The sequence below is a fragment of the Mucilaginibacter sp. UR6-11 genome, from assembly GCF_020880695.1.
Classification (GTDB): domain Bacteria; phylum Bacteroidota; class Bacteroidia; order Sphingobacteriales; family Sphingobacteriaceae; genus Mucilaginibacter.
Map to the genome: position 1 here is coordinate 311754 of NZ_JAJIWO010000002.1, position 12826 is coordinate 324579.

The window sequence follows — 12826 nt, forward strand, 5'->3', positions numbered from 1 at the left end:
ATGAAACCGGGTAGCAAAATATTTATCGCGGTAACGCTGGCCGTTGCCTCGACCACCGTGGTTGCGCAGCAGCAGCCGGTAAAGTTTGTAAAATCGGCAAAAGACAGGAAAATTGAAGTATGGGTAGGCGGCGAACCCTTCACTGCTTTTTTATATCCTGATTCGCTGGAAAAGCCTGTGCTGTATCCCATACGGGCAGCTAATGGCACCGTGGTTACGCGTAGTTTTCCTTTGGAAAAAAGGGCTGGCGACCCAACCGATCATCCCCATCATATCGGCCTTTGGTTTAATTATGAAAACCTGAACGGGCTTGATTTTTGGAACAATAGCTACGCGATACCGGCGGCTAAGAAAAGCCAGTACGGCTGGGTCCGCACCGATAAGATTTTAGAAACTAAAAATGGCACCACCGGTGTATTGGTTTATCATGCTAACTGGACCAACCAGGCCAGAGAGGTGATACTGGAAGAAACCACCAAATTTGAAATCAGCGGTACCGCCAATCAACGCATTATAGACCGGACAACAACTTTAAAAGCTAAAGTTGATGCCAGGTTTACCGACGCTAAAGATGGTATGCTTGGCCTGCGCCTGGCGCACGAATTGCAGATGCCAACCAAAGAGGACCAGAAATTTACCGACGATAAAGGCATTGTCACTATAGTTAAAGGTGGTACTGATAATTTGGCCAACGGCAACTATATAACCAGCGCCGGCAAAACCGGCGATGCTGCGTGGAGCACACGTGGCGTATGGTGCAAAGTTTATGGTAAAATGGGTAAAGACTCGGTAAGCATTGCCATTATAGATCATCCGCACAACCCTAATTACCCCACGTTTTGGCATGCGCGCGGTTACGGCCTTTTTGCCGCAAACCCGTTGGGCGAGAAGATTTTCACCAACGGTAAATCAGAAAAGAACCTCACTTTAAAAAAGGGCGAATCGGTTACTTTCCGTTATCGAATTATCATCAACAATAATAAAGGCAATACATTATCTGCTGCTCAGCTTAATCAGTCAGCAGCCGATTTTGCGAAAAACTAGCTATGGCGACTTCTTTAAAAAAATACTTCCAAACTAATGTTAAACAGTCACTGGTTTTATCGCTGCTATTGATCCTGCTGGTCTCTTTTTCGCAAAAAAAAGAATTGAAGTGGATGGCCATCGGCGACTCGATCACCTATCTTAACGACAAGCCTGAGCTAACCAGGAACCGAATAACCAAAGGTTATATGAGCAGGGTGGTTGATGAGTTACCTTATATCCATTTCGCCAACCACAGTTTTGGCGGGCTTACGGCTAAAAACATTGCAGATAATATTAATAACCTGGGACTGGAAAAGGCAGACTTTTATTCGGTTTTTTTGGGGACCAATGATTGGTGGACATCATTGCCTATAGGAACTTTTGCCGATTACCAAAATGATACCGGCAACCAAACCGCTTATGGATCGTACCGCACCATCGTCAATAAAATCCGCAGTCTTAATAGTGACGCAGTTATTATATTTATCACACCATTTCAGCGTACCGATTATGTGGATATTAATAACTCGGCAAGTATAATCTATGGATCTTATAAGGCAAAGAACGGCCACTTCCTGTCGGAATATGCTGATGTTATGAAAACCATTGCCAAAGCAGAAAATTTTAAACTGGTAGACCTGTATTATAAAAGCGGTGTAACACCCAAAAACGCAGTTAAATACCGCCGCCTGCGCGATCCGAAGACCGGCGGGTATAAGAATTACAAATATCCCGAATATATAGGCATGCCATTTAACCCGGCCACTGATGATTATCCGTACCCTGTTGATGCCATGAACTACACCTATGACGGCCTGCACCCGACAGATAAGGGCCATGCGTTGATAGCCAAAATGCTGGTTAAGCTAATGAAGAAATATTAAACGGATTTAATTGATCAGTTTAGATTTCAAACGTTCGTATTCTTCATCGCTAATTTGGTTTGCGGCATGCAGTGCTGCAAGTTTCTGTAATTCATCGGCCGTTGAAGCAGTGGCCGCCGGTTGTTGAGACATGGCCTGCAGCATCGCGCTTTCCATAGCCTGGTCTTCTAATTTCTTAGAGGACAGCACAATTATTAAACCGATTAAAGCTAAAAATAACCCGAGAAAAAATCCGGCTACGGCCCCGATTTTCCGCTTGGAACCTACTATTGCACAAATAATGGCAAAAAATAAACAAATGATGGCGAATTGCATAGTGATAAGATTAGACAATAAATCTATCCGGTTTAATTGAAAATTGCAAATTTATGATTTAGCCGCGGCTCATATTTTTGACAGCGCCCGGATATCTTCAATCTCCAAAACAGACTTGGGATATCCTTTTAACACAGCGTTTACCATGGCTTGCGCTACTTCATGCAAGGTAAGCAGCTGTTTAGGAATAAAAATATTTAACAGCGGATACAGCGGCGCAATGAACTTATAAAATGTCTTCAGGCTTTTTTGACCTTCAACCGGTTTCATAAAGCCGGGACGAAAGTTGTACGTCTTTTTAAAAGGCAAAGCGATTAACGCGTTTTCAGTCCGGCCTTTTACGCGGGCCCACATGATGTTTCCTTTTTCAGAAGCATCAGTATATGCCCCGGATACGTAGGTAAATACCATATCCTTATTAAGCCTGGCTAAGGTTTCAGCAAAATGCAGGGTAAGATCATAAGTAACATGCGTGTACGCCGGCTCCTTCATCCCTATGGAGCTGACGCCGGCGCAAAAGAAGCAGGCATCATAGCCGACTAACTGACCGGTCACTTTATCCAGTTCAAAAAAATTAGGTACCAGTAATTCCTTGAGTTTTGGATGTTGCTTTTGATATGGTTTGCGGTTAACCATCAACACTTCTGCAACCGCCGGGTTATCCAGGCAATCTAACAATACACCTTCGCCTACCATGCCGGTAGCGCCAGTAATTATGACTTTAATTTTCATGGTCCGCTTATATGTGATGTTAGTGTAGACGAACAACAATATAAAACATTTTAAATTATTTTATTTAAGTAGCGTTCAGACCCGGATCAAATTTACCACGCGGCCGGCGAAACTAATCTCTCACTGCATCAACTATTAATGAAGTATAACCCAGTTTACCGCCCTGATTGCGCGGATCATACCGGCGCGAACGGTGGATCATACCGCCGTCAAGTGTCCAGTCGGTATAATTAAATTTTCCATTCTCATCCCAGTATTCAAGCAGTTCAACCCTAAAACCTGCTTTTTCAAGGCGACTTTTCATCACATCATAGGTGTATAATATTTTATGATCATCGGCACCAACACCGCTGCCGCCAACACGTACCCATTCAATATATTCTTTATCCGGGTTATTACCGTCGGGCACAGCAATTCTTAACCGCCCGCCCTTTTGTAGGTAATCATAACAGTTTTGGTTTGACAGGCGGGTCTCTTCATCAGGGATATGCTCCCAAACGTGCTCGGCCAGGATATTGGTTAGGCGGTTATCGCCAAAAAGGCGTTGCCAGTCTGATGCCTTACTGGCGTCCAGCGCATCATATTCAGACAGGATCCACTCTTTCCCCAGCTTGATTTTTGACGAGCCAATGGTCAGCTTTCTTTTTTTTAAGATATAAAAGTTAAACCTGATCTCTAAAGATCCTATTACTCTCATTAAAGCATGCTTTATCATAAGGGATACTGTTTTTCTGTGCCGCGGTTTTGCAGGTTCAATTATAGGCATTTTTATCACCCTTTTGAAACAGAAAAACCACTTTTAACGATAGGTTTGTTTTACTATAGATTACGTAGTTGTGCTATACCAAAATATTGTTAACCATTACTGTATTTGTTAAACAAGTTATAACTATTTGCCAGTTGTAAATAGAACAAACGCAAATAAGGCTCTTTTCATTTATCTGTATTTGTCCATTATTTGTCCACAGGTAAAATGGTGTCAGCAGCTTTTAAAGATGTAGTTTTACGTGGGTTGTTTTGAGTAAACTTGTGTAAGGCAATGGCTTACGCGCCTTACTTAAATTAATCGATACATGAACATATGGCCAAACTCAACATCTATATTGTGGAAGACTCGCCGATAATTGCGGCTGCTCTTAAGCAGCTCATTATTAAGCTTGGCCATACGGTCGCAGGTGTTTCAGAGTCATATGAAGATGCCGTTGAGCATTTATCTAAGGCTGCTATAGATATGGTTATTACTGATATCATGCTAAGTGGTAAAAAAAACGGCATAGACTTGGGCGCTTATGTAAAAGAGCACCTTAATGTTCCGGTTATTTATCAGTCATCAATCACAGATACCGGGATTGTATACGATGCTATGCGTACCGGGCCGCTTGCTTACCTGGTTAAGCCGGTTGGCCGGCAGGAATTATCAACCGCGTTGTTAAGCGTAGAAGCCGTCTAATTAATTTATATATATAATATATACCCCCTGCCTGATTCCTTACGGGCCACTATGCAGTTATTGTAATTAAAGCACCGGTAGCCTGTGCAAATAAACCGGTCAATAGGGTTGCCGGTTAAGCAATAATGCCGGCCAACTTTTCAACCGTTATATCAATACCGTTAACGATATGGGTGGCCTGTTGGTAAAAACCTTCCCGCTCTGCCAGTTTTTCAGCAATAAAAGCCACCAGTTCGTCACCATGAAGCCCCTGTATTAAGGGTCGGGTTGATTTTCCTTTATCCAGCCGCTCAGCAAGGGTTTTCGGCGATAGCTTGATATACAACGTCTGGCCATTGGTATTCATCCACTCCATATTATCAAAAAAGCATGGCAACCCGCCACCGGTTGATACAACTGCATTTTCAGGGTAATCTGTTTCCTTTAATATGGATGATTCTAATTGCCGGAATGCGTCCTGCCCGTATTGTGTAAAATAATCAGCTATACTCATACCAGCTTTGGCTTCCAGTATATGGTCAAGGTCCAAACACTCATAACCCAGGTAGTTAGCTAATTTGCGGCTCCAGGTGGTTTTGCCGCAGCCCATAAATCCTATAAAAAATATTCTCATTGTAACTTTACTCTCGGGTCTATCCATACATAAACAACATCAACCAGCATATTTATCACCACAAAAATAAAAGCGATAAACAAAATAGCGCCCATTACCACCGGAAAGTCTGACATCTCCAACGCATTTACGGTTGTTTTGCCCAGCCCGTTATAGCCAAACACATATTCTACAAAAAACGATCCTGCCAGTAATGAGGCAAACCAGGTAGCAATGGCTGTGATAACCGGGTTTAGTGCATTTTTTAAAGCATGACGGTAAATAATAGTGCTGTTGCTTAACCCCTTGGCCCTGGCGGTGCGGATATAATCCTGGCCCAAAACGTCGAGCATGGCATTGCGGGTAAGCTGTACAATAATGGCCAGCGGCCTAAGGCCCAGGGTTACCATGGGTAAAATTAAATTCTTCCAGGTAATAACTTCGCCTTTAAACGGATCATAACTGTATAAACTGCCCGACATATTAAGACCAGTATACTTACTCAATACAAAGCCAAATATCCAGGCAATGATAATACCTGCAAAAAAAGACGGAGCCGAAATGCCCAGCGTTGAAAATGCAAGCGCAGAGCGATCGATCCAGGTGTCTTTATGGACGGCACTTAATATCCCCAAAAATATACCGATAACTATAGCAAACAACATGGCTGTGGTGGCCAGTATAAGGGTGTTGGGCACAACCTCAAGCAGCATTGAAGCAACATCCTTGCTGGTTTGGTAGGACCGGCGCAGATAAGGCCATTTTAATGCCACTACCTTTTGCTGCGAAACTGCAAACAGCGGGATGTAGTGATACCTTAGTCGTTCGGCAGGTGTGTTAAGGTGGATACCAATTGCCGACAGATCATTCATATAGTACAGAAATTGCACCGGTTTTGGTTTATCCAGTCCAAACTCCTTACGAATGGCTTGTAATGATTGTACATCGGCCCGCTGGCCCTGCGTCATCCGGGCCGGGTCAACCGGTAAAATATTGAACAGAAAAAAAACCACTACCACAATCCCCAGCATTACTGCCGAGCCATAAAAAAACTTGCGGATAAGGTAGCCGATCATTGCTGTTGCAGATGTTTTTTTACCAGGTGGTCATAATCAGGTACTGTGTGGTAATGCCACTTATTAATAATGGTTCCGTTTTTAAGCAACATAACGCCCGGATTTGATCTGACCATTGATTTTAACGGAACGCCATCGGCATAAAATATTTCGCTTACCAGGTGATATTGTTTGGCAAATGCTGCCGCATCTGCCGGCGATGCCGAAGTCAGCAATATCGTGCGCATGTTAAAGTTTTGTGTCAGATTGGTTGCCAGGGCATTCAGGCGGTTAATAGCCGGGCCATCGGTTTTCTTTAAATCATAAGCTACAATTACCAGGCTATAAAACGGGTTGCTAAGCAGTTCTTTGGTATAGTCATTACGTTGCGCATCCTCCAGGGTAAGGTCTGCTATTTTTGGCGAAAAGCCTTTTTTTACCAATCTGCTTTCGGGTGTGCCTACTACCTCCCAGTTGTTGTCCTTCCAGATACCTGTTTTAAGGTATTCTTTATCGGTCATAGTTTTGGCGGCACCCGTTTTTTTGTTTTTAAGGTTGTAGGTTAACTCAAACTCATCCGGCATGGCGCCCGGCGGGATCATCATTTCGTTTGGGATATTGGCGCCGACTTTATAAGGTAAAAAATCAACAACCGGTAAAAAGTTATAAGTGAAGAGACCAAATCCTATCGAGAACACAATGGCAATAACCAATAATCTTTCGTTGGTTTTGGGACTGAACACCGGGGTAAGGCTTTCTTTGTTTTTAAACAGCACTACAATCAGCAACAACAACACCAGGTCCTTGCTAAACGATTGCCAGGGGGTTAGTGGAATAGCATCGCCAAAACAGCCGCAGGTTTGCACCACTTTAAAAAACGCCGAATAAAAGGTTAAAAAGGCAAAGAAGATAATAATGAGCAGCAGGCCCCAGGCTACCTGTTTGGCCCTGGCGCCAATTAATAATGCAAAACCCAGGATCATTTCCATCGCGCAAAGCAAAATAGCAAAGCCAAGCGCCAGGCTATTTAAAAAGGTAATATGAAATACCTCGAAGTACTCTTCCAATTTATAGGAGAAGCCCAGCGGGTCATTAGCCTTGATCAGGCCCGAAAAGATAAACAACAGGCCCACGCTGATTCTGCAGAACCATAATAATCCGTTTTTCATTTTACGCCCAGTTTAATCAACGCAAATACCGCGTAATTCAAAATATCCTGGTAGTTGGCTTTTATCCCTTCTGATGCCAGGGTCAGGCCTTTATTATCTTCTATCTGCTTTACCCGCAACAGCTTCATCAATATCAAATCGGTTAATGAACTTATGCGCATATCCCGCCAGGCCTCGCCATAATCATGGTTTTTAGCAAACATCAAATCCTTTGTTTCTTTTACTTTATCATCAAACATGCGGCCTACATGATCCGGAGCCAGTTCAACAGGTGTTTCGGCGGTGCACTCCAGCTGCATCATCGCGATAACGCAGTAATTAACTATGCCTATGTATTCGCCGGTAATATCTTCGCCCACTTTTGAAATTTTCTTTTCTTCAAGCGTGCGGATGCGCTGCGCTTTGATAAAGATCTGGTCGGTGATTGATTCCAGGCGGAGGATGCGCCAGGCGGTACCATAATCATGGGTTTTCTTCATGAAAAGCCCTTTGCAAATATTAACTACGGCTTCGTATTCGGCTGATGTATTGTTCAAATGTCGTAATATAATGGAATACTTTTTATTACATAAATCATGTGGTTGCAGGGCTAATTTTCCATCCCATTATTGCTCCTTGTTCGGGGGTCACAGATTCTAATTCGTCTACTGTTATGATTTTGTTCAAAGTAGCTTAACTTTATCAATTATAACAATGGCTAAAGATACGGTTTTTCATAAAAAGGCAACGCTAAATGCGGGCGGGAGGCTCATTGATTTGAGTACGCCCCAAATAATGGGCATAATTAACCTTACGCCTGATTCTTTTTATGGCGGCAGCCGCCAACCCGCTGTAGCTGACGCATTGCAGCAAGCCGAAAAAATGCTGGCAGCCGGCGCCGCTTTTCTTGACCTGGGTGCGTACTCATCCCGGCCGGGCGCAGCTGATATTTCTGTACAGGAAGAAACAGAACGGTTATTGCCGGTTGTCGAAGCTTTGGCAGACGGATTTCCGGAGGCTGTTTTATCGATAGATACTTTTCGCGCGCAGGTTGCCGAAGCCGCTGTCAGGTCGGGCGCGCATATCATCAATGACATATCGGGCGGGCAACTGGATACGGATATGTTTGCCACTGTCGCCCGGTTAAAAGTGCCGTATGTTTTAATGCACATGAAAGGAACCCCCCAAACCATGAACGGCCTGGCTGATTACGACGATGTGTTTAACGAAGTATTGGATTATTTTACAGAACGCTACCAGCAGTTAAAAAATCTGGGCGTTGCTGATGTTATTCTCGATCCCGGATTTGGGTTTGCCAAGAAACCGGTGCAGAGTTATGCCTTATTAAACCGGTTGGAAGAGTTTAACCGGCTGGAGCTGCCCCTGTTGGTGGGCGTATCACGTAAAAAAATGATCTACAACCTGTTGGGCATTACTGCCGATGACGCCTTAAACGGCACCACCGTAATAAATACCATAGCGCTAACTAAAGGCGCTGACATTTTAAGGGTGCATGATGTTAAACAGGCTATTGAAGCGGTTAAGCTATGGGAGGCCGTAAATCAGCTGCATCCGTTGTAAAAAGAGGGCAGGTAGGCGGTTGCCGTGTAGAAGATAAATAATCAGGTCTTATACCTTCTATTATTCTAAAAAGGGCAATATATAACCGTCCGGGTTGGCTATATACAATTTGCGCCAAAAAAAATTAATTAAAATTCCACCAAACTGCTTTTTTAGGCGGATCACCCAGCGTATAAGGCTCGCCGATACGCGGAACATTCACCTGCATCCCCAGCTTTTCGGCAGCGGGCAGAAGCTTTTCTATAGGTTCGTTCCAGGGCTGATCAGCTTCTTCAAACTTGGCCCAGTGAACAGGCTGCAGCAAGCGTGCCTGCAGGTCAACGGCGGCCTGGGCGGTTTGCCCCAGCCAAAGATGTGTCCATGGCCAGTTGGGACTGTACTGCCCGCATTCCAGTAGCGCCAGATCGAACGGGCCGTATTGCAGGCCTATTTGTTTAAACAGCGGCCCATACCCGCCATCACCACCGTAGAACATCCGGTAACGGCCCGCCTGTATCACGTAAGATGCCCAAAGCGTTTTGTTTTCCTGGCTGTAAGTACGGTTGCTTTTGTGCTGTGCCGGCGTAGCGGTGATCTGCAGACCGCCGGGTAGCGTGGTGGATTGGTTCCAGTTCAGCTCGATGATCTTTTTAGGATCATATCCCCAGTACACCAGATCTGAACCTACACCCATTGGCACTACGGCCAGTTTGATCTGATCTTTTAATTGCACCAAAGTATGGTAATCCAGGTGGTCATAGTGGTCGTGCGAAATGATCAGCACGTCAATCGGTGGCATATCCTTCGCGTGATAATGCTTAGTGCCGGGAAATGCCGTAATCAATCCGGGTACCGGCCCTGCATGGTTGCTAAAAATAGGATCGATGAGTATATTACCCTGGCTGGTTTTGATCAGTACAGATGAATGCCCGAACCAAACGACGGTTGGCGCAGGATCAGGCAGTGTGTTCAAATCGGTTTTTACCCATGGCAGTGCATGAGACGGACGGATGGTTTCAGGACGGGACTGGAATATAAGATTGTGTTTGATCGTTTTATCAGCACGTTCAGCTAAATTTTCGAAGCTGCCATTTTTATAATTAGGCAAAGCCTCTAATCGCGCCAGCTCATCGCCGGCTGGGTCTTTACCCATTGATCTTACAATACTACACCCAGCTGCCACCGTCAACAACAGCACAACCATCCCAATCCCCACATATCTGTATTTCATACCGTTAAAATAACGCTTAAGTTTCATTGATATTTTATCAAAGAGCAAAATTAATAATACGCTGGCAACAGTAAGCCGTTCAGGTACAATCGTTAACATAATTTCCTCCTGTTAGGAAACACGCAATACTCATCCAATTGCTTTCGCCGCTTTCGCGAAGGATTCAGGTTAAGTAACCTTGTTTGCTTATCTTAGCGACATATACTATCTTGAACATGAAAAAACCAGTCTATTTCTCTATTGCCTTATTACTTATCGTAAGCACATCTTGTCGCATGCGGAATAATCACGTTAAAGAAACTCAATCTGCTACCAGCCAGCCAAGCCCGCAAAAGGCTTTTTTTGCTACTATGCAAATTCGGGATACGATAAGAACAGGCGCCCCGGTTGAGCTGGTTTTCACCGTCTATAACCATACGGACAGCCTGGTGAAATTCCTTAGGTGGCAGACACCTTTCGAACCATTGATGAGCCAATATCTGGAGATCAAGGATGAACAAGGAGAAGAAGTGCTTTATAAAGGGCCCATGGCAAAAAGGATGATGCCCCCGCCGGCGTCGAGTTACCTGGCGCTGAATCCTATGGATAGTTTGGTAGCTAAGGTGGATATTTTAAAAGGCTATGCATTGACCCGGCCTGCAAAATATACCATCACTTATACCAGTGAAAATGTCAGCGGTCTTAAAGTGCGGAAACAGGTATCATTCGTATACCGGTAATCCGCTTTAATATTTCCAAATGGCGAACACAAGGATATTTAAAATAATACTTTTGACGCTTACTATTATAATTACCCTATGAAATACAGAATCGGCTTTTTGTTGATTTTTATTTTTTCAACAGCTAATGCGCAACAAAAAGTTCAGTCGACAGTAGACCGGCGTGTGGAACTGTTCAGCATTATCTTCAGGCTGGCCGGAAATCCGGAGTATAATATGAAGCTGGATAAAATTTACGTAAATGATATTCAAACTTATTTCGAAAAATATAAACAGCTGCCGGTAGTGGATTTCGCAAAAAAACTTGCCCGGGAAAAAAACATGGGCTTCTCAAAGGTGATGTTTCTTGCGGTAGCCCTGGAGTTTAAAAACAACCGGTTTTCGCTGATTAAGGGAGCGGAGAGCACGCTAGCAGGAAAATGGGACATGAAGGATGCCGCGAAATTTGTTGGTCTGGCAAATGACTTTTACCAGCTGTCCGGCTTTGAAAATTTCCTGTCCGCCCATCAGGCATACTATTCAGCAGCTACCAGCCGCTTCGATCAATCTGTAACTGAGTTTGACCAAAACTGGTACCTTAACTACTACGGTGAACACGATATAGCTTACCAGGTAGTTTTAGGCCTTGGTGATGGCGGGGCCAATTATGGCCCATTCGTAAAACCAAATAAACAACAAAAGCTGATTTATGCGGTGATGGGCTCCTGGACATTTAATGAAAGTGGGCAACCCATTTTCCCTAAAGAGATATATTTAACTTACCTGATCCATGAATTTAACCATTCGTTTGTTGATCATCTGCTGGAAGATAATGACAGCCTTGAAAGGCAGTTGAAAACCAGCGGCGAAGCTTTATTGAAGGCACAGGCCGCGGCGATGAAACTGGAAGGCTATGAAGACTGGCACAGCCTGATCAATGAATCCTTAGTAAGGGCTTCAGTGGTGAGATACATGATGGATAACCACCAGGATAAGCAGGAAATTGAGGCTGAGATTTTGAAGCAAACGAAAAAAGGATTTTTATGGACAAATGAACTGGTTTTTTTGTTGGGGGAATATGAATCCTCCAGAAGCAGATATCCTACTTTAAAAAGCTTTTATCCGCGGATTATTTCTTTTTTTAACACCACCACCCGACAGCTTAATCAGGGAAAATAACGGGGAATGGGATCCCGTTCCGGTCGATGATTTGATGCCACAAAACCGGATTGGCTTGAGATTTTTTGAGCAAAAAAAACGCTTAAACCAGATGATTTAAGCGTTTTAAAGGGAAGTGAATCCTCTTTAGCGGAATGGACGGGACTCGAACCCGCGACCCCATGCGTGACAGGCATGTATTCTAACCAGCTGAACTACCACTCCGTTTGGGATGGCAAATATACCCTTCATTTTTTATTACACAAGTTATTTTTTGAAAAAACTTTTAAAACGCAATTAATCAGTGTTTTAACTGTGATAAAGCATTCTCCGGGTACTGTATTATTTATCCGCAATACAGATTGTTGCGCTTAAAGGGATACAAACAGCACGCATAATAGCTGCAAGTCATCTGCCTTTTATTCAGTATTTGTGTTTTTTCTAATATATTCCTCTAAAAAACCCGGATAGAGATACATCAAAGTAATAACATACTTTACGCAGGGTTTCTATCCTAATATCAATTTTACCTGATTCAAGCCTGGCGATATTGATATTGGTATCAGAGTAAAATTTTTCTTGGGTAACCTGGTTTTGCCTTCGTAACCGCTTTATCTGAAGCGAAATTTTACGTTTAAAGGCATTGTCAGAGTTATCAAGATATTCAAAATCAGTTAATAACATGATGTGATGGGCTGCTAAAGATTAATATCCAAACAATAATTCAACTTTATTAAAAGCTAAAATAGAAAAAAATCTTAAATCTTTATTTTTTAATTCTGACGAATAAGTCATTGTTGCTATGGTTTAATGACAATACATTTGTTCTGTTATCACCGCCCTACATCTACCTATGAAAAATAACGGCGTGATAATACATCAAAGTGAATTCTCAGACACCCAAGCTGAGGTTTTTTGTTCTTTGTTTTGGGTTTAATCAATAGTTTAAATTAATTAGGGGAAAGGGAGCTTCAAAA

15 protein-coding genes and 1 tRNA gene are annotated in these 12826 nt (G+C 43.3%); 6 read left to right on the forward strand and 10 right to left on the reverse strand.

Annotated features, from left to right (window positions below; all coding sequences use genetic code 11):
- Both LJ658_RS06785 and LJ658_RS06790 read left to right on the forward strand, forming a co-directional pair.
- On the forward strand, positions 1–1044 hold the full coding sequence (locus tag LJ658_RS06785; RefSeq protein WP_230545721.1) for a PmoA family protein: 1044 nt from the start codon (positions 1–3) through the stop codon (positions 1042–1044).
- 2 nt (positions 1045–1046) lie between these two features.
- Complete coding sequence (locus LJ658_RS06790) at positions 1047–1910, forward strand: SGNH/GDSL hydrolase family protein (protein WP_230545722.1); 864 nt, start codon at positions 1047–1049, stop codon at positions 1908–1910.
- A 6-nt stretch (positions 1911–1916) separates the two neighbouring features.
- Here the strand turns inward: LJ658_RS06790 and LJ658_RS06795 are convergent, their stop codons facing one another.
- The 3 genes from LJ658_RS06795 to LJ658_RS06805 form a co-directional block, all read right to left on the reverse strand.
- A complete protein-coding gene (locus LJ658_RS06795; RefSeq protein WP_230545723.1) occupies positions 1917–2225 on the reverse strand; it encodes an SHOCT domain-containing protein in 309 nt (102 codons plus the stop codon).
- A 69-nt stretch (positions 2226–2294) separates the two neighbouring features.
- Positions 2295–2957: an NAD-dependent epimerase/dehydratase family protein gene (locus tag LJ658_RS06800; protein ID WP_230545724.1), complete on the reverse strand. Its 663-nt coding sequence runs from the start codon at positions 2955–2957 to the stop codon at positions 2295–2297.
- A 112-nt stretch (positions 2958–3069) separates the two neighbouring features.
- The gene (locus LJ658_RS06805) at positions 3070–3654 is read right to left on the reverse strand and encodes a hypothetical protein (RefSeq protein ID WP_230545725.1); all 585 of its coding nucleotides are present in this window, start codon (positions 3652–3654) and stop codon (positions 3070–3072) included.
- Between the two features lie 384 nt (positions 3655–4038).
- Between LJ658_RS06805 and LJ658_RS06810 the strand changes: the two genes are divergently transcribed.
- The gene (locus LJ658_RS06810; RefSeq protein WP_230545726.1) at positions 4039–4407 is read left to right on the forward strand and encodes a response regulator; all 369 of its coding nucleotides are present in this window, start codon (positions 4039–4041) and stop codon (positions 4405–4407) included.
- 115 nt (positions 4408–4522) lie between these two features.
- Here the strand turns inward: LJ658_RS06810 and LJ658_RS06815 are convergent, their stop codons facing one another.
- From LJ658_RS06815 to LJ658_RS06830, 4 genes are read right to left on the reverse strand one after another with little or no spacing between them, the layout of a single operon-like run.
- Entirely contained in the window at positions 4523–5020 is a 498-nt protein-coding gene (locus tag LJ658_RS06815) for a shikimate kinase (RefSeq protein WP_230545727.1), read from the reverse strand.
- Positions 5017–6075: an ABC transporter permease gene (locus LJ658_RS06820; RefSeq protein WP_230545728.1), complete on the reverse strand. Its 1059-nt coding sequence runs from the start codon at positions 6073–6075 to the stop codon at positions 5017–5019. The genes LJ658_RS06815 and LJ658_RS06820 overlap by 4 nt, the downstream gene beginning before the upstream one ends.
- Positions 6072–7223 carry a BT_3928 family protein gene (locus LJ658_RS06825; protein WP_230545729.1) on the reverse strand — a complete coding sequence of 384 codons (1152 nt, stop codon included), beginning with the start codon at positions 7221–7223 and terminating at the stop codon, positions 6072–6074. The genes LJ658_RS06820 and LJ658_RS06825 overlap by 4 nt, the downstream gene beginning before the upstream one ends.
- A complete protein-coding gene (locus tag LJ658_RS06830; RefSeq protein ID WP_230545730.1) occupies positions 7220–7702 on the reverse strand; it encodes a DUF1599 domain-containing protein in 483 nt (160 codons plus the stop codon). Before LJ658_RS06830 ends, LJ658_RS06825 begins: the two co-directional genes overlap by 4 nt.
- A gap of 214 nt (positions 7703–7916) precedes the next feature.
- On the opposite strand from LJ658_RS06830, the gene folP reads away from it, so the two are divergent.
- The gene (gene folP / locus LJ658_RS06835) at positions 7917–8783 is read left to right on the forward strand and encodes a dihydropteroate synthase (protein WP_230545731.1); all 867 of its coding nucleotides are present in this window, start codon (positions 7917–7919) and stop codon (positions 8781–8783) included.
- Positions 8784–8907: 124 nt separating this feature from the next.
- Here the strand turns inward: folP and LJ658_RS06840 are convergent, their stop codons facing one another.
- A complete protein-coding gene (locus tag LJ658_RS06840; RefSeq protein ID WP_230545732.1) occupies positions 8908–9993 on the reverse strand; it encodes an MBL fold metallo-hydrolase in 1086 nt (361 codons plus the stop codon).
- Between the two features lie 215 nt (positions 9994–10208).
- Between LJ658_RS06840 and LJ658_RS06845 the strand changes: the two genes are divergently transcribed.
- Positions 10209–10712, forward strand: coding sequence for a protease (locus LJ658_RS06845; protein WP_230545733.1), 504 nt, complete (start codon positions 10209–10211; stop codon positions 10710–10712).
- Between the two features lie 78 nt (positions 10713–10790).
- Complete coding sequence (locus LJ658_RS06850) at positions 10791–11870, forward strand: DUF4932 domain-containing protein (RefSeq protein WP_230545734.1); 1080 nt, start codon at positions 10791–10793, stop codon at positions 11868–11870.
- A gap of 130 nt (positions 11871–12000) precedes the next feature.
- Here LJ658_RS06850 and LJ658_RS06855 read toward each other — a convergent pair.
- Positions 12001–12074, reverse strand: a tRNA-Asp gene (locus LJ658_RS06855).
- 216 nt (positions 12075–12290) lie between these two features.
- A complete protein-coding gene (locus LJ658_RS06860; RefSeq protein ID WP_144246880.1) occupies positions 12291–12533 on the reverse strand; it encodes a helix-turn-helix domain-containing protein in 243 nt (80 codons plus the stop codon).
- Positions 12534–12826 lie beyond the last annotated feature (293 nt).